Genomic DNA, 24,042 nt, shown 5'->3' on the forward strand with positions numbered 1-24,042 from the left:
ACTGCCGCGTTTTGTGATGCCCTGCGGCGTCCCGCCGGTTCGAAACGCGCACTTACGATTCGCCGGTGCAGCTTTTGTGATTCTGAACCAGCCTTGCAGGGATGTTTCGGTGATTTTTGGAGTTTCTATGCTCGAACAGGCTCAACGCGTCCTCAAGGACATCTTCGGCTACGACAGTTTCCGTGGCCGCCAGGGTGCCATTATTGAGCGCGTGGCCAGCGGTGGCGATGCCCTCGTGCTCATGCCTACCGGCGGCGGCAAATCCTTGTGCTTTCAGGTCCCGGCGCTGTTGCGCAACGGCCTGGCGGTGGTGGTCTCGCCGCTGATCGCATTGATGGACGACCAGGTCGCGACCCTCGAGGAACTGGGGGTTGCCGCTGCTTCGCTGAACTCCACCCTCAGCGCCGAGCAACAGCGGGACCTGGCGACACGCATCAAGCGCGGCGAAGTGAAGATGTTGTACCTGGCCCCGGAACGCCTGGTGCAGCCGCGCATGCTGGCGTTCCTGCAGAGCCTGGAAATTGCCCTGTTCGCCATCGACGAAGCCCACTGCGTATCCCAATGGGGGCACGATTTCCGACGCGAATACCTGCAACTGGGGCAACTGGCGGAACTGTTCCCCGACGTACCGCGCATCGCCCTGACCGCCACCGCCGACAAGCGCACCCGCGAGGAAATCGTCGAGCGCCTGCACTTGCAGAACGCCGAGCGCTTCCTGTCCAGTTTCGACCGTCCGAATATTTTCTACCGCATCGTACCCAAGGAGCAGCCGCGCAAGCAGTTGCTGGCGTTCCTCGCCGAGCGCCGCAGCGATGCCGGCATTGTCTATTGCCTGTCGCGCAAGAAGGTCGATGAAGTGGCGGCGTTCCTGTGTGAGCAGGGGTTCCCGGCGCTGCCGTATCACGCCGGCCTGCCCAACGACCTGCGGGCCTATCACCAGAAGCGCTTCCTCAACGAGGAAGGCCTGATCATGGTGGCCACCATTGCGTTCGGCATGGGTATCGACAAACCCAACGTGCGCTTTGTCGCGCACCTGGATCTGCCCAAGTCCCTTGAGGCGTATTACCAGGAAACCGGACGTGCCGGCCGTGATGGCTTGCCGGCCGACGCCTGGATGGCCTACGGCCTGCAAGACGTGGTGATGCTCAAGCAGATGCTGCAGAACTCCGAAGGCGACGAGCGCCACAAGCGTCTGGAACAGCACAAGCTCGACGCGATGCTCTCGCTGTGCGAGGAAACCCGCTGCCGCCGCCAGACCTTGCTGGCCTATTTTGACGAAGACATGCCCCAGCCTTGCGGGCATTGCGACAACTGCGTCGATGGCGTGGAAACCTGGGACGCCACCGAACCGGCCCGCCAGGCCTTGTCGGCGATTTTCCGTACCGGCCAGCGCTACGGTGTCGGGCATCTGGTGGACGTGTTGCTGGGCAAGGACAACGAAAAGGTCCGCAGCTTTGGCCACCAGCACCTGTCGGTGTTCGGCGTGGGCAAGGCGCGCACCGAGGGTGAGTGGCGTTCATTATTCCGACAACTGGTGGCCCGCGGTCTGGCCGACATCGACCTGGAAGGCTACGGCGGTCTGCGCCTGAGTGCGACTTGCCGGCCGTTGCTCAAAGGTGAGGTCACCCTCGAACTGCGTCGTGACCTCAAGCCGGCAACGGCGGTCAAGAGCAGCAAGAGCCAGGCCAGCCAACTGGTACGTGGCGAAGAGCGCGATCAATGGGAAGCCTTGCGGGCCTTGCGGCGCAAGCTGGCCGAGGAGCACGGCGTCCCGCCGTACGTCATCTTCCCCGACTCGACGCTGCTGGAAATGCTCCGCAGTCAGCCCACCTCCCTGGCGGAAATGGCCCAGGTCAGTGGTGTGGGCGCGCGCAAGCTGGAGCGGTATGGCGAGGCCTTCCTCCAGGTCCTGGGTGGCGAGGCCGAAGCACCGAAAGCGGTGGCCGATGTACGTCACGAACTCATTACGCTGGCCCGGGCCGGCATGACACCGTTGCAGATCGCCGGGCAACTGCAGTGCTCGGAAAAGAACGTCTACACGATGCTGGCCGAAGCCATTGGCAAACAGCAGTTGTCCCTGGAACAGGCGCTGGATCTGCCCGAAGAACTGATGGGAGAGGTGCAGGATGCCTTCCTGGATGGCGAAGGCGAGTTACCACCCGTGTCTGAAGTTGCCGCGCTGTTTGTCGGACGGGTTCCCGAAGGCGTGCTGTATTGCGTCAGGGCTGCGTTGCAGTCTGAATTTGAAGTCTGATCAGTGAGTTGCGTGCCTTTAACGATTCAGTACAAGGTGAACCTTGCTTGAATCCAAAGCTCATGCTTAGCTGACTAATAATTAGTTTTTCTCTATTTCAGATCTGATGAGTTTTTTTATGCCGTTAACCGATCAACACCGTTTTGGCATGCAGTTGGCGCAAATGTCTCGAGGCTGGCGTGCCGAACTGGATCGCCGCCTGGCCGGGCTGGGCCTGTCCCAGGCACGTTGGCTGGTGCTGTTGCACCTGGCCCGTTTCGAACAGGCGCCGACCCAGCGTGAACTGGCCCAGAGCGTCGCCGTCGAAGGCCCGACACTGGCCCGGTTGCTCGACAGCCTGGAAACCCAGGGGCTGGTGCAGCGCCAGGCCGTGGCCGAGGACCGCCGGGCCAAGAAAATCGTGCTCTGCGCACCGGCCCTGCCGTTGATCGAACAAATCGAAACCATTGCCACGCAACTGCGTCGTGAGCTGTTCGAAGGTGTCGACGAAGCGGACATGCGCGTGTGCATGCGGGTCCACGGTACGATCCTGGCCAACCTGGAAAAATCCTGAGGCATATCCCTGGCGCCAGACTTTTGAGATTCGGCGATTAGCGAACTATAACCAGTACTAAGTGATCGTATTGGATGCGTTTGCGCTCAGTCTGGTAGTCGAAAGGGATACCCATGCTTGAAAGTTTGCAGTCCACGTTGCGCAGTTGGGTCAACGTGTCGGTCGTCGTGGGTGCCCTGGGGTATTCGGCCTTGGCGTCGGCGCTGGGGCTGGGGGACATCACGCTCCATTCCGCCCTGAACCAGCCGTTGCGCGCCGATATCGCCCTGGTCGATGTGGCCGGGATCAGCGAGGGCGATCTGTCGGCCAGCCTGGCGAGCCCGGACGATTTCAGTCGTGCGGGTGTGGAACGGGCGTTCTTTCTCAATAACCTGCGCTTCACGCCGGTCTTGCGCGGGGAGCGCAGCTTCATTCGGGTGACTTCCAGCAAACCGGTGGAGGAACCCTTCCTCAATTTCCTGGTGCAGCTCAATCAGCCCAACGGGCGCCTGCTGCGCGAATACACCGTACTGATCGACCCGCCGGGCACACCGGGTATCGTGCCGGTCCGTGATGAACCTTCCCAGGCCCCTCAGTCCATCAAGCCGCCCCCGGCGGTACAGGGCAAGCGTTACACCGTCGTGCCGGGAGACAACCCCTGGATCATCGCCAAGCGCCTGCATGACGCCGGTAGCAACGCGTCGGTCAATGAGTTGATGCAAGGAATCCAGGCCTTGAACCCCGGCAGTGACCGGCTTTCCATCGGCCAGCGCTTGTTGCTGCCCGACTCGGCCGTGCTGCCGACTTCGGCTGCAGCCCCTGCTGGCCAGGCCCCCGCCGCGCCCGATGAGCAAATGGCCGCCAGCGTGCTGCAAAACCAGCAGCAACAGAAGACGATCGATGAACTGCAGGCCCGGCTCCAGGCCCAGGACGAGGAAATCGCTGGCCAGCGCAAGCAGATCAGCCAATTGCAGGCCCGGCTGGCCGAGGTTGCGCCAGCCCCTGTTGCATCGACACCACCGCAACCGGCGCTTCCTGCAGCGGAACCGGCGCCGGACGCGCAACCCGCTACAGAACCGGTAGCAGAGCCAGAGGGCGTCAATTGGACATGGGTGGCGGGGCTGGTGGGCCTGTTGGGGGTGTTGGCGCTGTTACTGTTCGTTCGGCGTCGGCAGCAGCAGGCCGAGTTGGAACCGATGACCGGGCGTCCCGAGCCGATGCTGGAGGAGGACGACGAAACCTTTGCATCAATCCCCGATACGGAGCCGTCCGAGACTGCGGCATCGTTCAACAACGGGGATACGCCCCTGGGCGATGTGCTGGAGGGCGTCGGGATCTACTTGACCTACGGTCGGTTCACCGAGGCCGCAGGGCTGTTGCGCGCCGCGTTGCTGGCGGAGCCGGAACGCACCGACCTGGGCCTCAAGTTGCTGGAGGTACTGGGCAAGCAGGGCGATGTCATCGGTTTCCAGGCCCAGGAACATCATCTACTGGCACAGGGTATCGATGCCCGGACGTTGGAGGAGATCCGCGGGCGCTACCCCAAGGTTGCCATGATCGCCGCGCCGACAGTGGCATCGGTACAACCCCAGGTACCGGTTCTTGCACCTGCTCCGGCACCTGCTCCGGCACCGGCACCTGAACGTGAGCCAGTGCCCGGTGACGAGTTCGAGTTGGACCTGGATGCACTGTCCATGGAAACCAGCTGGGACCTCGCCGATGCCCAGGACAACACTGCGGATAAAGAAGCTGTTTCACCTTATGCCGCCGAGAGCTTTTCGCTTTCAGGTTTTGACGAACCGGAGCTGCAATGGGAAGCGCCATTGGAAACCGAGTCGCTGGACGATGCTTTCCTCGATAGCTTTGCCGACGAAGAACAGTCGCTGGAACTCGAGCCGCTGGCCCTTGAACCTGTTTCCCTGGACACCCTTTCCCTCGAACCTCAGGTCCCGGAACACTCGGTCAAGCTGGAACAGGCACAGAATTGCATCGACGATGGAGACCTGAAAACCGCTGTCTCCCTGCTTGAAGAGCTGCTCGAAGAGGGCGACGAACCCCTCAAGCAGACCGCCCGGGTGCTGCTGGCAGGGATTCGCTAAGGTTGCAGCACGGTCAACATCACCGACACTGACCCACCGCTATCGCGAGCAAGCTCGCTCCCACAGGGATTTGTGGTGAACGGCCATTGCGTGTACACCCCGGACCCCATGTGGGAGCGAGCTTGCTCGCGATAGCGGCCTATCAGGCTGTCAAATCCTGTCCAGGTAGCCACTCAAAACGTCTGCCCCAGGTTCAGATACACCGCCTGTTCATCATCGTCGTTAAAGCCATAGCTGAAATTCAGTGGCCCCAGCGGTGTATCGAAACCGAGGAAAATGCTGGCGGCGTTGATGTAGCCGCTGTCGAATTCGTTGTCGTTGTTCCAGGCCCGGCCGCGTTCCAATGAGCCGCCGATGTACAGCGGGAAGTCCAGTGGCAGGTAGGCCCGCGGTGTGAGGCGGCGGTAATACACGGCGCGCATCAGGCTGATGTTCTGCCCGGATACCCCGTCTTCGCGAAAGCCTGACAGTTGCCGCGCGCCACCGAGCACAAAGCTGGACGTCACGACTTCAGCAGTGTCCAGTGTTCGTCCGTAGCGCCCGCCCAGGATGAAGGTATCCGGGCCGCTGCTCAGGGCCTTGTCCAGCTTGAACTCCCATTGGCGGTAACGCTGGTCGGAACCCAGCCCCGGTTCGTATTGGCGCCAGCTCAGGCCGATGTCTTCCCCTTCGTGGGGGAAATACACGTTGTCGAAGGAATCGAAGGAGTACTTCAGCTCATAGAAACCTTCATTGAAGTTTTCGCTGGGCTGGTCATGGTCGCCAATGCGCACATCCGCCTTGCCCCAGGCCTGGCCGACACCGAAGCGGATTTCGCCGTTGTTGCCGATCTGGCGGCCCACGTTCAGCCCGAAGCCATAGCGCTCGACGCGATACTGGGCCACCGGATCGTTGTCCAGGATGGACTCCACGTTGCGGGATTCGAATTGCCCGTAGGGGGCGATGAAGTAGCGCGAGCCGACATCCAATGGCTGGTAGAACTCGCTGTACAACTCCTGCTTGTCGCCGATCTGCGCCCGGGTCAGCCATTCGGCACCGAGGCGATTGATGCCGTTGACCCGATAGCTGGCTCCCAGGTTGAAAGCGCTGTCGCCGCGCATGTCGTCCGACAGGCTCAGCCCCAGCCGCAGGTAGTCGGTGCCGGTGCGTCTTCCCCGAGCGCTGATCACCAGCGTGTGATCCGGGCCCTTGCGGACCACGCGGTATTGCACCTGCTCGAAGTAATCCAGGCCGTACAGCGTGCCCATGTCGGTCTGCAGGCGGCCCAGGTCCAGCGGCTCACCGATCTTCTGGCGAACGTAATAGCGGATCACGTCATCGCCGACTTTCGAGTCGTTCTCCACTCGAATGGCGGTGATGACCGGCGTGCGCTCGCTGGGGGTGCGCGCGGCCATGAGCTCGGCGTTGGGCGCCTCGGACGGGCGTAGAGGAGCCAGGCGCGCCTCGAGTATCCGCGTGGCACGGTAACCGGCGTCGATCATGTCCTGGGCCCGGCCGAAATCGGTGGAGCTGAAGCTCGCCAGCGCCGGTTGGATCAGCACGTCGTCTTTTTTCAGCGTTGCCAGTTGCTCTTCAGAGTTGTGCCGGGTCATCAGGGTGGTCGATTGGTTCAGCACGTCGACCACCGTGACCAGTTGCTTGCGGTTGCGCAGGGGCGTGCCGATGTCGACCACGATGGCCACGTCCACGCCCATTTCCCGAGCCACGTCCAGCGGGATGTTGTCGGACATGCCGCCGTCCACCAGCAGCCGGCCGTCCAGTTCCACCGGGGCGAATACCGCCGGGATCGACATGCTGGCGCGAATGACCTTGGGCAGGTGGCCTTTGCGAAACACGACTTTTTCGCCCGTGGCGATGTCCGTGGCGACTGCGCGAAACGGGATCGGCAGTTTGTCGAAATCTCGGGTGTCGCTGGCGTGGGCCAGCAGGCTTTCGAGCAGCAGGGCCAGGTTCTGGCCCTGGATGACCCCCAAGGGCAGGCCGAGGCTGCCGTCGTCACGAAAGCTCAGTTTCTGTTTGACCAGGAAGTCCCGGTCATCCTGCTTGCGCCGGAATGGCACGTCCTTGCGCGGTGGCGCATCGGACAGAGCCTGTTGCCAGTCGATGCCCAGTGCGAGTTTTTCCAGTTCGTCGATCTTGTAGCCCGAGGCATACAGCCCGCCGATCACCGCGCCCATGCTGGTGCCGGCAATGGCATCGATCTTGATGCCTTGCTCTTCCAGGGCCTTGAGCACGCCGATGTGGGCCAGCCCCCGTGCGGCGCCGCCGGACAGCACCAGGCCGATTTTCGGGCGTGGCGCGTCGACGGCGGGCTCTTTGGCATGACCGAGCAGGGGCAACAGCAACAGAAGCAGGAGGGGCAGGAGGCGGCGCATCGTCAATCTCGGGGCGGGCGATCAAAGGCGGGTATTATAGCGACGCCTTCGAACCCAGGAGTCCACCCGCAATGACCGAACACAAACCGGAAGTCGTCATCACCTATTGCACCCAGTGCCAATGGCTGCTGCGCGCCGCCTGGCTGGCCCAGGAGCTGCTCAGCACCTTTGGCGATGACCTGGGCAAGGTGTCGCTGGTGCCGGGCACCGGCGGTGTGTTCCACATCAGTTGCGACGGCACGCAGATCTGGGAGCGCAAGGCCGATGGTGGTTTTCCCGAAGCCAAGGTCCTGAAGCAGCGGGTCCGCGACCGGATCGATCCGGAGCGGGACCTGGGCCACAACGATCGGGTTCAGTGAGACGCGGCTTGGGCGCCAACCCCCGGTTTCTTTGAACCGCTCAGTTGGCTTGAGATCACGATGGCCGTGATGATCACCACGCCGCCCAGCAGCATGCGCAGGGTCGGGCTCTCATCGAACAGCCACCAGGCCATGGCGATGCCGTAGACCGGCTCCATGGCGAACACCACCGCTGCCGTGCGGGCCTTGATCACCGCCAGGCTGGCGACGAACAGGCTGTGGGCCAGGCCGGTGCAGAACACGCCGAGCAAGCCGATCCACAACCAGTCGATGGGGCGAACGTTGCTCAATTGTGGCGCGGCCATCGGCAGCAGGCACAACCCGACCACCACGTTCTGGCACAGCGCGGCCTGCACCGGCGGGACGTGCGCCGAACCGGCGCGGTTGGTCAATGACAGCAGGGAGAAGAGCAACCCCGAGAACACGGCCCAGAGCAGGCCAGTGGTGGCGCCGCTGGCCAAGTCGAAGTTCGGCGTGACCAACACCAGGCCGACGCTCACCAACACCACCAACCAGATTTCATTGGCGCGAATCCGCTCGCGGAAGATCAGCCCTTCAAGCAGCACCGTGAAGGCCGGGAAGCTGGTGAACCCCAGCGTGGCGACCGTCACGCCGGCAACCTTCACGGCGATGAAGAAACTCACCCAATGCCCGGCCAGTAACAGCCCCCCAAGGAGCAATCGCCAGCCATCCTGGGCCCGCAGTTGCTGCCAGCGGCTGTTGCTGGCGAACCGGGCGAACATCGCCAGGGCGAGCACGGCGAAGACGGCGCGACCAAACACAATGACCGTTGGCGAGGCTGCGGCGAGTTTGCCGAATACACCGGTCAGGCCAAACATGAGTGCGCCGATGTGCAGGGCGCCGAGGGCGGTACGGGGTGTCATTTCAATCCTTTCAACAGACAGTGGGGCAACTGGCGAGTGTCTTCTGTGGGAGCGAGCTTGCTCGCGAAAGCGGTGGTTCAGGCAATGCAGATATTGACTGACAGATAGCAATGGCGAGCAAGCTCGCTCCCACAGGATCGTCCCCTAGTATTTAAGCGTGGGTGAGGCGGCAGTGTCTGTCGCGATCCTAGCGATTTTTAGCGCGAATCTATCGCTGACGCCGCAGCTTGCCCGGCGAGGCGCCGAATTCCCGCAGTACCGCCGCGGCGAAGGCACTTTGGGAGCTGTAGCCGACCCGGTGGGCGATCTCACCGATGGGCAACTGCGAATCACGCAACAACGCTACAGCCTTGTGCAAGCGGCGGCTGCGGATGTAATCCATCGGGGTTTGCCCGCATTCGGCGACGAAACGTGCGTGCAAACGGGCGCTGGAGAGGCCGGCGACTCGCGCCAGGTCCGCCACTTGCAGCGGATAGGCGGTGTTCTGGTCGATGTGGGCGTTGAGTGCGGCGTAGGGCAGGCGCCGGCCGCCGAGGGTTTGCTGGCGAGCGTTATTGAGACTCGCCAGCAGCAGCACCGCGCCTTGCTGGGCGATCACCGGATCGTCCACCGGGCTCCTCGCCAACCAGCTGACCAACTGGCTTTGTCCCGCATCCAGGGGCAGGCGCGCGGTATCGTCGAGCAAACGGCGGCTGGCGTCGGCGTGATCCCCCAGGCACTGCCCGACCCAGTCATCGCTGGGCACATCCAACACCAGGCAACGGCTGCCGTGGGGGCTGCCGCAGGCGTGATGCGCGCCGGCCGGTATCACCACGAAGCTTTGTTGCACCACCTGGCTGCCATGCCCTTCGACCTCGAAATCCAGTGCGCCAGACAGCCCGAACACCAATTGGGCATGGTCATGGCTGTGGACGATCAAGTCGTGGCTGTAGTGGCGTAGCGTGAGGATCGGTCTCATCGCGGTCTCCCGTGTCAGGCCGCCAGCATACACCGAGGGCGTACCGCCCGGCGCTGTCATGCAATGGACTTGTGTTTGTCATAGGCCATTAACCGCTGGCGTGCACAGTGGCAAAAACGATCAGAGGGTTGCCCAATGACCAGCGCCGAGCTCGCCAGACCCAGCCGCAAACAGCGTGTTCGCACCCTGTGGATTTCCGATGTGCACCTGGGCACCCGGGATTGCCAGGCCGAGCACCTGTCGCAGTTTCTCAAGGGCTACCACGCCGACAAGATCTACTTGGTGGGGGACATCATCGACGGCTGGAAACTGCGCGGTGGGATGTATTGGCCCCAGGCCCACACCAACGTCATTCGCCGCTTGCTGACCATGAGCAAGCGCGGCACCGAAGTGATCTACGTCACCGGCAATCATGACGAGTTCCTGCGGCGCTATTCGAAGCTGATCCTGGGCAATATCCAGTTGGTGGACGAAGCGGTGCACGTCACTGCCGATGGTCGGCACCTGTTGGTGATCCATGGCGACCAGTTCGACGTCATTACCCGGTACCACCGTTGGCTGGCGTTCCTCGGGGATTCGGCCTACGAGTTCACCCTCACGCTGAACCGCTGGCTCAACCATTGGCGGGCCCGTTACGGCTACGGTTACTGGTCGTTGTCGGCGTACCTCAAGCACAAGGTCAAGACCGCCGTCAGCTTCATCAGCGATTTCGAAGAAGCCATCGCCCACGAGTGTGTGAAGCGCGAACTGCATGGCGTGGTCTGCGGGCATATCCACCATGCCGAGATGCGCATGGTGGGTGAGGTGGAATACCTCAATTGTGGCGATTGGGTCGAATCCTGCACGGCGCTGATCGAGCACTGGGACGGGTCGATCGAGTTGTATCGGTTGGCGGAGGCCCAGGCACGGGAGGCACTGGCCAAGACTGAGTTGAAAGTGACTGAGCCGGTGTAGGCCTTCATGACGCCATCGCGGGCAAGCCTTGCTCCCACAAGTACTCACCGCCTATGAGAGCAGGCAACACCTGTGGGAGCAAGGCTGTTCCCACAAGTACTCACCGCCTATGAGAGCAGGCAACACCTGTGGGAGCAAGGCTGTTCCCACAAGTACTCACCGCCTATGAGAGCAGGCAACACCTGTGGGAGCAAGGCTGTTCCCACAAGTACTCACCGCCTATGAGAGCAGGCAACACCTGTGGGAGCAAGGTGTTCCCACAAGTACTCACCGCCTATGAGAGCAGGCAACACCTGTGGGAGCAAGGCTGTTCCCACAAGTACTCACCGCCCATGAGAGCAGGCAACACCTGTGGGAGCAAGGCTTGCCCGCGATGGACCGCGCAGCGGTCCCCAGCAATCTGTCAGCCAGAAGGCTGCTCCGTCATCGCCGCCTTGTAGATCGACTGCTTCGGCGCAGCAAACAGCCTTTCCAGCATCGGCTCGAAGAAACTCAACGGCAGCGTGTCGTACTGGGGATCGAACGCCGCTGCGTCATATTTCGCACAAAAGTCGACTGTCGCCTGATACTGCGGATGTTCGAAAAACTGCTCGCGCAGGTGCCGGTCCATGCCCAGGTGATGGAAGAAGTAATAGCCCTGGAAAATCCCGTGCTTCTCCACCATCCACAGGTTTTCCGCGCTGACGAAGGGCTTGAGGATCGCCGCCGCGATGTCCGGGTGGTTATACGAACCCAGGGTGTCGCCGATGTCGTGGAGCAGGGCGCAGACCACGTATTCCTCGTCCCGCCCGTCACGGTAGGCACGGGTGGCGGTTTGCAGGGAATGGGTCAGGCGATCCACCGGGAACCCGCCGAAATCGCCGTCCAGCAGCTTCAAGTGGGCCAGGATCCGGCCCGGCAATTGCCGGGCGTAGGCGCTGAAGTCGGCGGCGATGATCGCCCAGTCCTCCTGAGTGCCGTCCCGCATGTGGGTAAAACGTGCATGAGTGTTCATAGGCAATCCTTTGGCTAGAACGCCACCTTGCCCAGCAGCATGTCGCGGTACATGACGAAATCGCCGAGCAGGCTGTAGAAAGGATGCTGGAAGGTGGCGGGACGGTTTTTTTCGAAGAAGAAGTGCCCGACCCAGGCAAAGCCGTAGCCGGCCACGGGCAGGGCGAGCCACAGCCACCCGCTCCCCACTACGAGGGCCATGACGAACACCAGGATGACCAGGGAGGTGCCGATGAAATGCAATCGTCGGCAGGTGCTGTTGCTGTGCTCGCCGAGGTAATACGGGTAGAACTCGGCGAAGGTATTGAATCGTTTGGCGTTTTCCAAGACTGCAGGCTCTTTGGTTATTGTTCTGGCAACCGATAAATCCAGCGGCTTACTTTGAGTCTAGAGCGATCACTTGCAACAGCCAGTGACAATGGGCGCCACTTTAGTATCCTTCGCAAATCCAGCCGTACCCTGCGGCTCGTCATGCAAGTAAAACGTCATGAACGAACGAACGACTTCTTCAAGCTGGGCGATGGGGATTGTCAAGGCGTTGGAAATCGACGGCCTGGATTGTCGGGTGCTGTTCAAGCAACTGGGGCTGGACTTTGATGCGCTGGAGGATCCGGATGCACGCTTCCCCCAGGACTCGATGACGCGGCTCTGGCAGCGGGCGGTGGAATTGTCCGGTAACCCGGCCATTGGCTTGAACATGGGTAAAGTGGTGCGCCCGGCCTCGTTTCATGTGGCGGGCTACGCCTTGATGTCCAGTCGCACGCTGGCGGAGGGTTTCCAGCGACTGGTGCGATACCAGCGAATCATTGCCGAAAGCGCCGACTTGAGTTTTCGTCGGTTGGAAGAGGGCTATGGGCTGATCCTGACGGTGCATGGCGACCATTTACCCCCCACTCGGCAAAGTGCCGAGGCGTCCCTGGCCTGTGCGTTGGCCCTGTGCAACTGGCTGACCGGGCGTACCTTGCACCCGGTAAAAGTGCTGTTCCAAGGCACCGAACCCCTGGACCTGGCGCCTTATCAGCGAGCCTTCTGCGCACCGCTGGTGTTCGGCGCGTCTTATGACGCGCTGATTTTTGAGCGGGCCGACATGGAGGCGCCTCTGCCGACGGCCAACGAAGCCATGGCGCAGTTGCATGACCGGTTTGCCGGTGAATACCTCGCGCGTTTTTCGGAAAGCCGTGTGACCCATAAGGCACGACAAGTGTTGTGCCGACTGTTGCCCCAGGGCGAGCCCAAGCGTGACGTGGTGGCGCAGACGCTGCACCTGTCGCAGCGCACCTTGCAGCGGCGCTTGCAGGAAGAGGGCACCAGTTTCCAGAGTTTGCTTGAGGACACCCGTCGTGAACTGGCCGAGCAGTACCTGGCGCAGTCGGGCATGACGCTGCTGGAGATCGCCTATCTGCTGGGGTTTGCCGACCCAAGCAATTTTTTCCGGGCCTTCCGCCGCTGGTTCGACACCACGCCTGGCGAATACCGGGCACGGTTGGCGAGCCAGCCTGAAGCGGTCAGTGACGCCAGAACGCCGGGATACACAGCACGAACACCGTGATGATCTCCAGTCGGCCCAGCAGCATGCCTCCTGACAGAATCCACTTGGCCGCGTCCGGCAGCGGTGCGAAGTTGCCGGCCGGCCCGATGGTTTCCCCCAGCCCCGGGCCGACGCCGGACACGGTACTGGCCGCACCGGTCAGCGCCGTCATCCATTCCACGCCCAGCAGCGACAGCAGCAGGGCGATCACGCAGATGGTGATGGCGAAGAAGAACGAGAACGTAAGGATCGAGCGGACGATTTCTTCGTCGAGGCGATGACCGTTGTATTTCTGCTTGATCACCGCGCGGGGGTGGATCAGTTGATTAAGGTTGGCCCGCAGCAGGATGTAGGCGACCTGGAAGCGGAAGATCTTGATCCCGCCGGCCGTCGAGCCTGAACAACCGCCGACGAACCCCAGGTAGAAAAACAGCATCAGCGAAAAATTGCCCCACAGGCTGTAGTCGCCGAGGGCGAAACCGGTGGTGGTGACGATGGACGTCACGTTCAGCGCCACGTGCCGCAGCGCCTCCAGCCAATGCAGGTCGGTGGTCGCCCAATACCAGGTGCCGAGCACCAGCCAGGTCACCAGCAACACCCCGATGAGCCCCTGGACCTGCTGGTCCTTGATCAGTGCCCGGCGATTGCCCCGCAACATCGAGACATAGAGGGCAAACGGCAGGCTGCCGAGGATCATGATGACAATGATGACCCAGTGCACGGCCGGCTGGGTCCATTTGGCCAGGGACAGGTCCGAGGTGGAAAAACCGCCGGTGGAGATCGCCGACATCGCATGGTTGATGGCATCGAACAGGCTCATCCCGGCCCACCAGAGCGCCAGGGTGCCGAGAATGGTGATGCCCACGTAGGACGCCACGATCAGCCGCGCCACCATGTGGGAACGGGGCATGACTTTTTCCGAGCGGTCCGACGATTCGGTCTGGAACAGCCGCATGCCACCGATGCGCAGCAAGGGCAGGATCGCCACCGCCATGCCGATGAAGCCGATACCGCCGAGCCAGTGCAGCAGCGAGCGCCACATCAGGATGCCCGGGGACATGGTGTCCAGGCCGCTCAGGACGGTGGCGCCGGTGGCGGTGATGCCCGACATGCTTTCGAAAAACGAGTCGGTGTAGCTGATCTTCTGGGTCAGCAGGAACGGCAGCGCGGCAAAGATACACACCACCAGCCAACTGCTGACGGTCAGCAAGTACATGTCGCGCGGGCGTAGGTGGATGTGTTCCGGGCGCCCGGGAAGCACCAGGGCCAGGCCGGCCAGGAAGGTAATCATGCTCGACCAGAGGAACGACGGCAGGTCGCGGGTGCGCTCGAAGACCATCAGGGTGGCCATGGGAACGACCATGAAGATCGCCAGGGTGATCAGGAAGATGCCGATGATGAAACCAATGATCCGCAGGGTCGGCAACGCCATGAAGTCCGCTCAGGCTGAAAAAGGAAGGGCGCCATTCTACCCGCGACAAGCGCCCTGTAAACCGGCACCCGGCGCCGAGTGGGCACCTGGTCGCGGAATTTGCGCTAACGAACTCGCCGCACAGCTACTAGAATAGCCGGACATTTTTTCAGGAGGTGGCCGATGCAGGCTCTCGACGCTTTGCTCAACCGTGTTTCCGTCCCGCGCCTGGTGGAGCCGGCCCCCACGCCGGAACAGCGCGAACTCATGTTCGCCGCGGCCATGCGGGCGCCGGATCACGGCCAGCTGCGGCCATGGCGTTTTCTGACAGTCGAAGGGCAGGCGCGGCATCGCATGGGCGAACTGCTGGCCGAAGCAGCGCGGTTCAATGACCCGCTGGTACCGGAAACCGTCGTGGAAAAGGCCCTCAACGGCCCATTGCGCGCGCCCCTGGTCGTGGTGGTGATCGCCCGTCTGCAGGACCATTTCAAAATCCCCAAATCCGAGCAACTGCTGGCAGCCGGCTGCGCAGCCCATGGCATCTTGTTGGCGGCGTATGCCCAAGGGGTTGGCGGCGTGTGGCGCACCGGTGAACTGGCGTACTCGCCGCATGTGGCCAGGGGGCTTGGCCTTGAGGATGGGGAGGAGGTGATCGGTTTCCTCTACCTGGGCACACCGCAGAAAGAAGCGCGCACGGCGCCGAAGGTGGAAACCGCAGAATTTGTCAGCGAGTGGACAGGCCTGTAGTAGCTGCCGAGCGGGAGCAAGCTCTCATGGAACTAATTGCAACCATTTGATTTTTAAGGCTGAAAATACATATCGATCGTTCCCACGCTCCTGCGTGGGAATGTCGCCGGGGACGCTCCGCGTTCCGCTTCTGGAAGGTGACGCAGAGCGTCACGGGATGCATTCCCACGCAGAGCGTGGGAACGATCAAAAACAGATATCTCGTGGACGTCGCTCTAGTTCCCTGCGCGACAGCGCAGCGTCGAAGACGTGGCGGGGACTCCCTCGCCACAAAATCAACGGCCGACGGTGGTGTTATCTGCAAACGTCAGCAATCGCCTCGGCCAGCAGGTCCAGGCGCGTGGCGTCGATGCCGGCCACGTTGGCCCGGCCGGTGCCGACCATGTAGACACTGTGGCGCTCGCGCAGGTGCTTGACCTGTTCCGGCGTCAGGCCGGTGTAGGAAAACATCCCGCGTTGCACGCCGATATGGGCGAAGCGCTCGCGCAAGCCATGGGGTTCGAGAGCCTCCAGCAAGCCGCTGCGCAATTGCGCGATGCGCAGGCGCATGGCCTGGACTTCATCGGCCCACAGGCTCTTGAGTTCCGGGTTGCCGAGGATGGTCGCCACCACGGCCGCACCATGATCCGGCGGTGTCGACCACAGGTTGCGGGCGATGTTTGCCAGTTGGCTGCGGATGTCCACCAGCTTCTCGGCATCCCGGGCGCAGACGATCAACGCACCCGTACGATCGCGGTAGAGGCCGAAGTTCTTCGAGCAGGAACTGGTGACCAGCACTTCCGGCAGGGCCTGGGCAAACAGTCGGACCGCCCAGGCGTCCTGTTCCAATCCATCACCGAAGCCCTGGTAGGCGAAGTCGATCAGTGGCAGCAGGTCGCGGTTGCGCACCACGTCCAACACCTGACGCCATTGTTCATGGGACAGGTCGAACCCGGTGGGGTTGTGGCAACAGGCGTGCAGCAGCACGACATCACCTTTGGGCGCCTGGTTCAGGGCCGCCAGCATTGCTTCGAAATCCAGGCGGTTATCAGCGCCCACGTAAGGGTAGTGACTGACCTTGACCCCGGCCGCGGCGAAGATGGTCTCGTGGATCGGCCAGGTCGGGTTACTCAGCCATACGCCACGGCCCGGCAGGCATTGGGCGATGAAGTCGGCACTCAGGCGCAGCGCACCGGTACCGCCCGGTGTCTGGGTGGCGCCGGCACGTTTTGCGCTGATCAGCGGTGAGTCGGCGCCCAGCACCAGCTCGTTGATCAACTGGCCGAACGCGGCGTCGCCGTGACCGCCGATGTAGGTCTTGGTGGTCTGGCGATCCACCAGCCGTTGTTCAGCCAGCTTCACTGACTGAAGAATCGGCGTCAGGCCCTGGGCGTCCTTGTAGACACCCACGCCCAAGTCGAACTTGCTTGGGTTGCTGTCCGCCCCGTAGGCCTCCATCAGGCCTAGGATCGGGTCGCCGGGCACCCGGCCGATGGCATCGAAATGCATTACTTGCGGCCCTCTGCGGTCTTGGCCACGTCATCGGTGCGGGCGGCCATGATGAAGTCGTTGCGGTGCAGGCCCTTGATGGAGTGGCTCCACCAGGTCACGGTGACTTTGCCCCATTCGGTGAGCAGGCCAGGGTGGTGGCCTTCGGCCTCGGAAATTTCACCGACAGCGTTGGTGAACGCCAGGGCGTGCTTGAAGTTCTTGAACAGGAAAACTTTTTCCAGTTGCATCACGCTGTCGCGCACTTCGATGTTCCAGTCGGGGATCTGCTTGATCAGCACCGGCAGTTCTTCGTCGCTGACTTGTGGGGCATCGGCGCGGCAGGCTTCGCAATGGGCTTGGTTCAGAGTGTTCATGGTGTGTTCCCGGATCGAATATTTGAAAACGTCGATGCACCCACGCTAAAGCAAAGCCGCGTTGTGCAACAGACTCAATTGAGATTAAAAGACGCGGTTCACGCAGCCTTTGGTGGGAATTTCGGGGCGTGCAAGCCCAGTTCCCGACCGCGCTTGACCATGCCCATGATGTCTTCGTGGGCCAGGTCGAACAGGCGCTTGAGCTCGGGCAGCACGAAATAAACCGGTTGCAGGATGTCGATGCGATAGGGCGTGCGCATGGCTTCCAATGGATCGAAGGCCTGATGCTCAGGCTCGTCGGACAGGCAGTACACGGTTTCCTTGGGCGAGGACAGGATGCCGCCACCGTAGATGCGCCGGCCCTGCGGGGTTTCCACCAGGCCGAACTCGATGGTCATCCAGTACAGGCGCGCCAGGTAGACGCGTTCTTCCTTGGAAGCCTGTAGGCCGAGTTTGCCGTAGGTGTGGGTGAATTCGGCGAACCAGGGGTTGGTCAGCAATGGGCAGTGGCCGAAGATCTCGTGGAAAATGTCCGGCTCTTGCAGGTAATCCAGCTCCTCGCGGGTACGAATGAAGGTCGCCACCGGAAACTGCTTGCTGGCGAGCAATTCGAAGAAAGTCTGGAAGGGGATCAAGGCCGGTACCCGGGCGACTTGCCAGCCCGTGGTCGCGCCCAGCACCTGGTTGATTTCGCCCAGTTGCGGGATACGGTCGTGGGGCAGGCCAAGCTTGTCGATGCCGTCCAGGTATTCCTGGCACGCACGGCCTTCGATGACTTTCAGCTGGCGGGTGATCAGCGTATTCCACACCGCATGTTCTTCGGCGGTGTAGTGGATAAAACCTTGCGCATCGGGCTCGCGGGCCACGTACTGCGTCTGCTTCATGCTGCTCTCCTGCTGATTTCCCTCAGGGGGAAGACGTGTTGTTGTTATGTCCAGCGATGTATTAGAGATAACTCGAAGCAGGGGCTTGCGCAGCAGGCTGGCGAAAATGGATTGGGTGAGGGAATCGTCAATCCGTAAACTTTTCGTTACGAAATGGCGGCGGCTACGAGGTTGCTGGGATTTTCTGTTGGGAAACGGCCTACAACTGTCACATAATCTTGACGGTTATTTACGCTGCCGGGCAGAAAAACCTTGTGGCAGGGACCTTTTCATACACATCGGGCCTTTTCATGCGCATCAAAGTCCATTGCCAGAATCGCATCGGTATCCTGCGGGACATCCTCAACCTGTTGGTGGAGTACGGCATCAACGTCGCCCGGGGGGAGGTCGGTGGCGAGCATGGCAACGCGATCTACCTGCACTGCCCAAACCTGATCAACATCCAGTTCCAGGCGCTGCGTCCGAAATTCGAAGGCATTGCCGGGGTATTTGGCGTCAAGCGTGTAGGGCTGATGCCCAGTGAGCGTAGGCACATGGAGCTCAACGCCTTGCTCGGCGCCTTGGAATTCCCGGTGCTGTCTATCGACATGGGCGGCTCCATCGTAGCGGCCAACCGGGCAGCGGCGCAGTTGCTCGGGGTGCGAGTGGACGAGGTGCCGGGGATTCCCTTGTCCCGCTATGCCGAGGATTTCGACTTGCCGGAACTGGTGCGGGCCAACCAGTCGCGCATCAACGGCCTGCGGGTCAAGGTCAAGGGCGATGTCTTCCTGGCCGACATCGCGCCGCTGCAATCGGAGCACGACGACAGCGAAGCCATGGCCGGTGCGGTGCTGACACTGCACCGGGCCGACCGGGTTGGCGAACGTATCTATAACGTGCGCAAACAGGAACTGCGTGGCTTCGACAGTATTTTCCAGAGCTCGAAGGTCATGGCGGCGGTGGTCCGTGAGGCTCGGCGCATGGCCCCGTTGGACGCGCCGCTATTGATAGAAGGTGAAACCGGCACTGGCAAGGAGCTGCTGGCTCGCGCCTGTCACCTGGCGAGTCCGCGCGGGCAATCGCCATTGATGGCGCTCAACTGTGCCGGGCTGCCGGAGTCCATGGCCGAGACCGAGCTCTTCGGCTACGGGCCGGGGGCCTTCGAAGGTGCCCGGGCCGAAGGCAAGCTCGGCCTTCTGGAGCTGACCGCCGGGGGGACGCTGTTCCTCGACGGGGTCGGAGAGATGAGCCCGCGCCTGCAAGTGAAATTGCTGCGCTTCCTACAGGACGGTTGCTTCCGGCGTGTTGGCAGCGATGAGGAGGTGTACCTGGACGTCAGGGTGATCTGCGCCACCCAGGTCGATTTGTCCGAACTCTGCGCCCGGGGCGAATTCCGTCAGGATCTGTATCACCGCTTGAACGTGCTTTCCCTGCACATCCCGCCGCTGCGCGAATGCCTCGATGGCCTGGCGCCGCTGGTGGAGCATTTCCTCGACCAGGCCAGCCGCCAGATCGGCTGCGCCCTGCCCAAGCTGGCCCCGGCGGCGATGGACCGTCTCAGTCATTACCACTGGCCGGGCAATGTCCGGCAACTGGAAAACGTGCTGTTCCAGGCCGTTTCCCTGTGCGATGGCGGGACGGTGAAGGCCGAGCATATCCGCCTGCCGGACTACGGCGTGCATCAGCCCCTTGGCGATTTTTCCCTTGAGGGTGGGCTGGATGAGATCGTCGGACGCTTTGAGAAAGCGGTGCTGGAGCGCTTGTACTCCGAACACCCGAGCAGCCGGCAACTGGGCAAGCGGCTGGGGGTTTCCCATACGACCATTGCCAATAAGTTGCGCGAATACGAAGTCGGCAAAGAACCCAGTGCGTAATCTGAGGTGACGCCGATTATCGGGCTCGCAAGGAGTTGGCCGATTTTTTGCTGGGGTACCCGCACATCAAGAGTCAGCTGTCGGTTTCATGGCGTTGCAGCCCGCCGATATAGACCGTGATGCAACGCCGCGTCTGAGGGATTCCCGAGCCGTGTGCCATTTTTCAGTCACCCGAGTAGTGTACCCATGGCCGATTCCATTACCGTTACCAGCCCGCTGCTACCTCCTCTGGAAGAGTTCACGCCTTATCTGCAGCGAATCTGGGACAGTAAGCGGCTGACCAACGGCGGCCCTTTCCACGAACAACTGGAAAAGGAGTTGGCCGAGTACCTCGGCGTCAAGCATCTTTCGCTGTTTTCCAACGGTACCCTGGCATTGGTGACGGCGCTCCAGGCCCTACGCATCACGGGTGAAGTCATCACTACGCCCTATTCGTTCGTGGCCACCTCCCACTCGCTACTGTGGAACAATCTCAAGCCGGTGTTCGTGGACATCGATCCAGTCACCAAGAACCTCGATCCGCAACGTATCGCCGAAGCCATCACCCCGGCGACTTCGGCGATTCTTCCGGTCCATTGCTATGGTGTTCCCTGTGATGTCGGGGGCATCCAGGACGTAGCCGACACCTATGGACTCAAGGTTATCTATGACGCCGCACATGCCTTCGGGGTCCGACACAACGGCGAAAGCGTTCTCAACAACGGCGACCTGTCGATCCTCAGCTTCCACGCCACCAAGGTATTCAATACTTTCGAAGGCGGCGCAATCATCTGCCGTGACGAAAAGATCAAGCAGCGTATCGATTACCTGAAGAATTTCGGTTTTGCCGATGAAGTCACGGTCATGGCTCCCGGCATCAACGGAAAGATGAACGAGTTGCAGGCCGCATTTGGTGTGCTGCAGTTGCGCTATATCGATGAAGCTCTCAGCCGTCGACAAAAGGTGTTTGAGTACTATCAGAGCGCGCTGGACGGCATACCTGGTATCAGCCTCCTGGAGCAACCGCAGGGGCTGGACTGGAACTATGCCTATTGTCCGATCCTGGTTGATGGTGAGCGCTTCGGCGTGAGCCGGGACGAGCTGTATGACCGCTACCGTGCTGAAAACATTCTCGTGCGCCGGTATTTCTACCCACTGATATGCGAGTTTCCGATGTACCGCGGCCTGCCCAGTTCGGATCTCTCTCAGTTGGGGAACGCCTACAAGGTGTCTCGCGAGGTATTGTGCCTGCCGATCTATCCGGATCTCGATCCGCAGACCCAGACGCGGATCATCGAGGTACTGCTCAAGGCTCGGGCGGCATGAGCCAGGCCCTCACCTTGAAGGTGTGTGCCCCGGCAACTGACCAGCAGCGCCGCATTGCACTCATGCAACCTTACTTGCTGCCCTATCTGGGTTATTTTCAGTTGATCGCTGCTGTCGACTGTTTTGTCATCTACGACAATGTGCAGTTCATCAAGAACGGCTGGATTGAACGCAACCGCTATCTGCTGGGACAGGAGCCGAAGTGGTTCCGGGTGTCACTGACCAAGGGTAGTCACACTGAGCAGATCATGGAAAAACGTATTGCCGAGACGTTCGACCCTGGCGATATCCTTAACAAGTTGAGCTTCGCCTATCGCCGTGCGCCCCACGCGCCGCGCATGCTTGCGTGGCTTGAGGCACTGCTGGTCGAGCCTGCTTCGAGTATCGCTGAGCTCAACGAACGGATTCTGCGGGCCTGCTGCTCCCTGATCGGGCTGCAAACGCCGATCATCCGTTCCAGCGATCTGTCGATCTGCAGTGACAGTCGAGCCCAGGGCCGGGTACTCGAAGTGGTCCAGGCTTGCGCTGGCACCCGCTACCTCAACCCCTTCAACGGCGCTCATCTTTACCAGGCCGAGGCATTCCAACAGGCCGGTATCTGCCTGGAGTTGCTCAAGGCCACCTTGCCCGACTACCGACAGGGGGATGGTGAACAGCCCTTCGTGCCCGGCCTGTCGATTCTCGACGCCTTGATGTACAACGACGCGCAGGTCGTGGGGGCGTGGGCAAAACAAGGAGAGATTGTCCGTGCCTGAAGCCATCGGCGGTTATTTCGAACTGGAGCTGCGCAAGGGACACCATCCTTACCCGCAGGCCATTGCCTTCAACTCGGCCCGCTCAGCCTTCAAGGCGCTGGTGTTGGCGCGCAACCTGCGCCGGGTTCATCTGCCTATCTACATCTGCGATGTCATGCAGGACGTGCTGCGCGGATCCGGCATAGAAGTGATGCGATATGCGCTGACCGAGCGGCTCGAGCTGCCGGATCATCCAGCCCTGCAAGCCGATGAGGCTTTGCTGTTCGTCAATTATTTCGGACTCAAAGCCGATTACATCAGCGAGGTGCTTGCTGTTCGCTACGGCAAGCAATTGATCGTCGACAATTCCCAGGCGCTGTTTTCCCTGCCGCAGTCCGGGATTGCAACCCTTTACTCCCCGCGCAAGTTCGTCGGCGTTGCTGATGGTGGCTGGCTGGCCAATGCCCCTGCTGGTTTGCCGCAAGCGCGGAGCAGCCGTTCGCAGGCGCGTTTCGGCGCGCTGCTGGGGCGCCTTGAAGACTCCCCGCAACATCACTATGCGACGTTCCAGGCATTGGAGCAGGCGCTGGAGAACGATGGCGTCAAGGCGATGGCCACCAGCACTGCGCGTCTGCTCGACAGTATTGATTACCACGAAGTCGCCAGGCGCAGGATAGACAACCTGGCGCACCTGCGCCGACGCCTGGACCACCTCAACCGCTTCGCCATCTGGCCGGTGCAGCCCGTTGCCGCATTGTGTTACCCGCTGCTGGTCAAGTCTGCCGAGACGGCCACCCGATTACGCGCTCAACTGCTCGACCAACATATCTATGTGCCCAGCTACTGGCGCGAAGTGCTGAACAATCCAACTGTGCCACCCATCGAAAGGGACTGGGCACAATGCTTGCTGCCGCTGCCGATCGACCAGCGATACAACGTCGATGACATGAATCGTCTCGCCGACGTCATCCTTCAGAACACGGGAAAATCATGAGCATTCAAGGTCAACGCATCCTGCTCAGGGCACTGGAGCTTGAGGACTTGCCGCTGCTGCATCAATGGTCCAACGATGAGGCCCTCTGGAGCCTGCTGGGCGGATGGCATTTCCCTACCTCGCGGGAAGCGCAACGGGAGTGGCTATTGGGTCTGAAGAGCGACTCGCTCAACCAACGCTTCGGTATCGAGGTCCAAGGCCATGGCCTGATCGGTACGGCGAATCTGGTCAGCATCGACTGGAAAAACCGTACAGCCGAACACGGCATGATGATTGGCGACTCCTCCCTGCGCGGCCAGGGTCATGGCACCGACGTGATTGCCACGGTGATGCGCTATGCCTTCGACGAACTGGGCTTGAGCCGTCTCTCGACCACCATCATTGAGTACAACGCGGCGTCCCTGGCGACCTACACGCGCAAGACCCCTTGGGTCATCGAGGGTGTGCAGCGCCAGTGGTACTACCGCAAGGGCCAGCGTTGGGACCGCATCCTGTTGGGCGTGAGTGCCGAAGAGTACCGCGCCTGGCAAGCCGCGCGGGGAGACAACCTATGAACCCGGTGTTGCAAGCGCTGCAAGCGAACGGCTACGTCTGCCTGCCCTCCCTGATTACGGGGTCGCTGCTCGACCAACTGCGCGAAGACTTGGGGCACGCCATAGACCGTTGCCGTCAGGTGCAACTGGAGAACGGTATTACCCAGCGAACCGAACAGACCGCGCACCATATCCTGATGCAGGACTCCAGTTTCGTTGAATTGCTCAATCGATTCGCCGAATGGGGGATCGTCGACATCCTGCGGCACATGCTGGGCGGTGCCGCGATCCTCAATTCGTTTGGCGGCCTGAACAACCTGAGCAGCACCGACGCCTACGTGCGTAATGTGCACCGGGACGTGCGTTCCTGGTCAGCCGAGTCCATGCAGATGGCCCAGGCGTTGGTGCTGCTCGACGACTTCACTGTCGACAACGGTGCGACCCTGTTCCTGCCGGGCTCGCACGCTGCACCGGACAAACCCGACCCTCAGGTGTTCGAGGAGCAGGCCCGCAAGGCCTTGGGCAGCGCTGGTTCTATCTACTTGTTCGATTCGCGCATCTGGCATGCCGCCGGTGTCAATCGTACCGACCTACCACGACGGTGCCTGACGCTGACCTTCACACGCAGCTATTTCAAACCGCAGTTCGATTATTGCCGAGCGCTCGGCGAAGACTTCTGCCGCTCGCAAACACCGAGCATGCAACAACTGCTGGGGTGGTATGCCCGTACCCCCTCGACCCTTCACGAGTGGTACCAACCTGAAGAACAGCGTTTCTACAGGAAAAGTCAGGAATAACGCC

At 61.5% G+C, this 24,042-nt stretch carries 22 protein-coding genes; 13 read left to right on the forward strand and 9 right to left on the reverse strand.

Annotated elements, in window-relative coordinates; all coding sequences use genetic code 11:
- Positions 1-127: 127 nt before the first annotated feature.
- The 3 genes from recQ (at position 128) to KI235_RS07900 (ending at position 4,885) form a co-directional block, all read left to right on the forward strand.
- The gene (gene recQ, locus KI235_RS07890; protein ID WP_013692519.1) at positions 128-2,254 is read left to right on the forward strand and encodes a DNA helicase RecQ; all 2,127 of its coding nucleotides are present in this window, start codon (positions 128-130) and stop codon (positions 2,252-2,254) included.
- A 118-nt stretch (positions 2,255-2,372) separates the two neighbouring features.
- Positions 2,373-2,807: a MarR family transcriptional regulator gene (locus KI235_RS07895; RefSeq protein ID WP_003199001.1), complete on the forward strand. Its 435-nt coding sequence runs from the start codon at positions 2,373-2,375 to the stop codon at positions 2,805-2,807.
- 113 nt (positions 2,808-2,920) lie between these two features.
- Entirely contained in the window at positions 2,921-4,885 is a 1,965-nt protein-coding gene (locus tag KI235_RS07900) for a FimV/HubP family polar landmark protein (protein WP_212795631.1), read from the forward strand.
- Positions 4,886-5,058: 173 nt separating this feature from the next.
- Here KI235_RS07900 and KI235_RS07905 read toward each other — a convergent pair whose 3' ends face one another.
- The gene (locus KI235_RS07905; protein WP_212795632.1) at positions 5,059-7,260 is read right to left on the reverse strand and encodes a patatin-like phospholipase family protein; all 2,202 of its coding nucleotides are present in this window, start codon (positions 7,258-7,260) and stop codon (positions 5,059-5,061) included.
- A 71-nt stretch (positions 7,261-7,331) separates the two neighbouring features.
- On the opposite strand from KI235_RS07905, the gene KI235_RS07910 reads away from it, so the two are divergent.
- Positions 7,332-7,619 carry a SelT/SelW/SelH family protein gene (locus KI235_RS07910; RefSeq protein WP_003199006.1) on the forward strand — a complete coding sequence of 96 codons (288 nt, stop codon included), beginning with the start codon at positions 7,332-7,334 and terminating at the stop codon, positions 7,617-7,619.
- Here the strand turns inward: KI235_RS07910 and KI235_RS07915 are convergent.
- Both KI235_RS07915 and KI235_RS07920 read right to left on the reverse strand, forming a co-directional pair.
- The gene (locus KI235_RS07915) at positions 7,613-8,503 is read right to left on the reverse strand and encodes a DMT family transporter (protein WP_212795633.1); all 891 of its coding nucleotides are present in this window, start codon (positions 8,501-8,503) and stop codon (positions 7,613-7,615) included. The genes KI235_RS07910 and KI235_RS07915 overlap by 7 nt on opposite strands.
- A 208-nt stretch (positions 8,504-8,711) precedes the next feature.
- A complete protein-coding gene (locus KI235_RS07920) occupies positions 8,712-9,461 on the reverse strand; it encodes a helix-turn-helix domain-containing protein (RefSeq protein WP_028237336.1) in 750 nt (249 codons plus the stop codon).
- Between the two features lie 135 nt (positions 9,462-9,596).
- On the opposite strand from KI235_RS07920, the gene KI235_RS07925 reads away from it, so the two are divergent.
- Positions 9,597-10,415 carry a UDP-2,3-diacylglucosamine diphosphatase gene (locus tag KI235_RS07925; protein WP_003199013.1) on the forward strand — a complete coding sequence of 273 codons (819 nt, stop codon included), beginning with the start codon at positions 9,597-9,599 and terminating at the stop codon, positions 10,413-10,415.
- A 403-nt stretch (positions 10,416-10,818) separates the two neighbouring features.
- Here the strand turns inward: KI235_RS07925 and KI235_RS07930 are convergent, their stop codons facing one another.
- Together KI235_RS07930 and KI235_RS07935 are read right to left on the reverse strand one after the other, a co-directional pair.
- Positions 10,819-11,409, reverse strand: a complete 591-nt coding sequence (locus KI235_RS07930; RefSeq protein ID WP_003199015.1) for an HD domain-containing protein — start codon at positions 11,407-11,409, stop codon at positions 10,819-10,821.
- A gap of 14 nt (positions 11,410-11,423) precedes the next feature.
- A complete protein-coding gene (locus tag KI235_RS07935; RefSeq protein ID WP_027912759.1) occupies positions 11,424-11,735 on the reverse strand; it encodes a DUF962 domain-containing protein in 312 nt (103 codons plus the stop codon).
- A gap of 160 nt (positions 11,736-11,895) precedes the next feature.
- On the opposite strand from KI235_RS07935, the gene KI235_RS07940 reads away from it, so the two are divergent.
- Entirely contained in the window at positions 11,896-12,957 is a 1,062-nt protein-coding gene (locus KI235_RS07940; RefSeq protein ID WP_003199018.1) for an AraC family transcriptional regulator, read from the forward strand.
- Here KI235_RS07940 and KI235_RS07945 read toward each other — a convergent pair.
- The gene (locus tag KI235_RS07945) at positions 12,914-14,368 is read right to left on the reverse strand and encodes a TrkH family potassium uptake protein (RefSeq protein ID WP_003199020.1); all 1,455 of its coding nucleotides are present in this window, start codon (positions 14,366-14,368) and stop codon (positions 12,914-12,916) included. The genes KI235_RS07940 and KI235_RS07945 overlap by 44 nt on opposite strands.
- A gap of 162 nt (positions 14,369-14,530) precedes the next feature.
- Between KI235_RS07945 and KI235_RS07950 the strand changes: the two genes are divergently transcribed.
- The gene (locus KI235_RS07950) at positions 14,531-15,094 is read left to right on the forward strand and encodes an NAD(P)H nitroreductase (protein WP_003199021.1); all 564 of its coding nucleotides are present in this window, start codon (positions 14,531-14,533) and stop codon (positions 15,092-15,094) included.
- A gap of 294 nt (positions 15,095-15,388) precedes the next feature.
- Here the strand turns inward: KI235_RS07950 and KI235_RS07955 are convergent, their stop codons facing one another.
- The 3 genes from KI235_RS07955 to phhA all read right to left on the reverse strand — a co-directional run bounded on the left by KI235_RS07955 (position 15,389) and on the right by phhA (position 17,822).
- On the reverse strand, positions 15,389-16,582 hold the full coding sequence (locus tag KI235_RS07955) for an amino acid aminotransferase (RefSeq protein ID WP_039010862.1): 1,194 nt from the start codon (positions 16,580-16,582) through the stop codon (positions 15,389-15,391).
- Entirely contained in the window at positions 16,582-16,938 is a 357-nt protein-coding gene (locus KI235_RS07960) for a 4a-hydroxytetrahydrobiopterin dehydratase (RefSeq protein ID WP_013692526.1), read from the reverse strand. The genes KI235_RS07955 and KI235_RS07960 overlap by 1 nt, the downstream gene beginning before the upstream one ends.
- 98 nt (positions 16,939-17,036) lie before the next feature.
- Positions 17,037-17,822, reverse strand: coding sequence for a phenylalanine 4-monooxygenase (phhA, locus tag KI235_RS07965; protein ID WP_013692527.1), 786 nt, complete (start codon positions 17,820-17,822; stop codon positions 17,037-17,039).
- 290 nt (positions 17,823-18,112) lie between these two features.
- Between phhA and KI235_RS07970 the strand changes: the two genes are divergently transcribed.
- From KI235_RS07970 to KI235_RS07995, 6 genes are all read left to right on the forward strand, one after another.
- Positions 18,113-19,675 carry a sigma-54-dependent phenylalanine hydroxylase transcriptional regulator PhhR gene (locus KI235_RS07970; RefSeq protein ID WP_003199029.1) on the forward strand — a complete coding sequence of 521 codons (1,563 nt, stop codon included), beginning with the start codon at positions 18,113-18,115 and terminating at the stop codon, positions 19,673-19,675.
- Between the two features lie 186 nt (positions 19,676-19,861).
- Positions 19,862-20,980, forward strand: coding sequence for a DegT/DnrJ/EryC1/StrS family aminotransferase (locus tag KI235_RS07975; protein WP_003199031.1), 1,119 nt, complete (start codon positions 19,862-19,864; stop codon positions 20,978-20,980).
- On the forward strand, positions 20,977-21,735 hold the full coding sequence (locus KI235_RS07980; protein WP_003199033.1) for a WbqC family protein: 759 nt from the start codon (positions 20,977-20,979) through the stop codon (positions 21,733-21,735). Before KI235_RS07975 ends, KI235_RS07980 begins: the two co-directional genes overlap by 4 nt.
- A complete protein-coding gene (locus KI235_RS07985; RefSeq protein WP_003199035.1) occupies positions 21,728-22,708 on the forward strand; it encodes a hypothetical protein in 981 nt (326 codons plus the stop codon). Before KI235_RS07980 ends, KI235_RS07985 begins: the two co-directional genes overlap by 8 nt.
- Positions 22,705-23,262, forward strand: a complete 558-nt coding sequence (locus tag KI235_RS07990; RefSeq protein ID WP_013692528.1) for a GNAT family protein — start codon at positions 22,705-22,707, stop codon at positions 23,260-23,262. Before KI235_RS07985 ends, KI235_RS07990 begins: the two co-directional genes overlap by 4 nt.
- A complete protein-coding gene (locus tag KI235_RS07995) occupies positions 23,259-24,038 on the forward strand; it encodes a phytanoyl-CoA dioxygenase family protein (protein WP_003199038.1) in 780 nt (259 codons plus the stop codon). The genes KI235_RS07990 and KI235_RS07995 overlap by 4 nt, the downstream gene beginning before the upstream one ends.
- The last annotated feature ends 4 nt before the right edge of the window (positions 24,039-24,042 follow it).

Source organism: Pseudomonas sp. St386 (genome assembly GCF_018325865.1).
Classification (GTDB): Bacteria; Pseudomonadota; Gammaproteobacteria; order Pseudomonadales; family Pseudomonadaceae; genus Aquipseudomonas; species Aquipseudomonas brassicacearum.

Coding starts and splice junctions, on each gene's coding strand:
- recQ (WP_013692519.1), top strand. CDS start 128: ATGCTCGAACAGGCTCAACGCGTCCTCAAGGACATCTTCGGCTACGAC.
- KI235_RS07895 (WP_003199001.1), top strand. CDS start 2,373: ATGCCGTTAACCGATCAACACCGTTTTGGCATGCAGTTGGCGCAAATG.
- KI235_RS07900 (WP_212795631.1), top strand. CDS start 2,921: ATGCTTGAAAGTTTGCAGTCCACGTTGCGCAGTTGGGTCAACGTGTCG.
- KI235_RS07905 (WP_212795632.1), bottom strand. CDS start 7,260: ATGCGCCGCCTCCTGCCCCTCCTGCTTCTGTTGCTGTTGCCCCTGCTC.
- KI235_RS07910 (WP_003199006.1), top strand. CDS start 7,332: ATGACCGAACACAAACCGGAAGTCGTCATCACCTATTGCACCCAGTGC.
- KI235_RS07915 (WP_212795633.1), bottom strand. CDS start 8,503: ATGACACCCCGTACCGCCCTCGGCGCCCTGCACATCGGCGCACTCATG.
- KI235_RS07920 (WP_028237336.1), bottom strand. CDS start 9,461: ATGAGACCGATCCTCACGCTACGCCACTACAGCCACGACTTGATCGTC.
- KI235_RS07925 (WP_003199013.1), top strand. CDS start 9,597: ATGACCAGCGCCGAGCTCGCCAGACCCAGCCGCAAACAGCGTGTTCGC.
- KI235_RS07930 (WP_003199015.1), bottom strand. CDS start 11,409: ATGAACACTCATGCACGTTTTACCCACATGCGGGACGGCACTCAGGAG.
- KI235_RS07940 (WP_003199018.1), top strand. CDS start 11,896: ATGAACGAACGAACGACTTCTTCAAGCTGGGCGATGGGGATTGTCAAG.
- KI235_RS07945 (WP_003199020.1), bottom strand. CDS start 14,368: ATGGCGTTGCCGACCCTGCGGATCATTGGTTTCATCATCGGCATCTTC.
- KI235_RS07950 (WP_003199021.1), top strand. CDS start 14,531: ATGCAGGCTCTCGACGCTTTGCTCAACCGTGTTTCCGTCCCGCGCCTG.
- KI235_RS07955 (WP_039010862.1), bottom strand. CDS start 16,582: ATGCATTTCGATGCCATCGGCCGGGTGCCCGGCGACCCGATCCTAGGC.
- KI235_RS07960 (WP_013692526.1), bottom strand. CDS start 16,938: ATGAACACTCTGAACCAAGCCCATTGCGAAGCCTGCCGCGCCGATGCC.
- phhA (WP_013692527.1), bottom strand. CDS start 17,822: ATGAAGCAGACGCAGTACGTGGCCCGCGAGCCCGATGCGCAAGGTTTT.
- KI235_RS07970 (WP_003199029.1), top strand. CDS start 18,113: ATGCGCATCAAAGTCCATTGCCAGAATCGCATCGGTATCCTGCGGGAC.
- KI235_RS07975 (WP_003199031.1), top strand. CDS start 19,862: ATGGCCGATTCCATTACCGTTACCAGCCCGCTGCTACCTCCTCTGGAA.
- KI235_RS07980 (WP_003199033.1), top strand. CDS start 20,977: ATGAGCCAGGCCCTCACCTTGAAGGTGTGTGCCCCGGCAACTGACCAG.
- KI235_RS07990 (WP_013692528.1), top strand. CDS start 22,705: ATGAGCATTCAAGGTCAACGCATCCTGCTCAGGGCACTGGAGCTTGAG.
- KI235_RS07995 (WP_003199038.1), top strand. CDS start 23,259: ATGAACCCGGTGTTGCAAGCGCTGCAAGCGAACGGCTACGTCTGCCTG.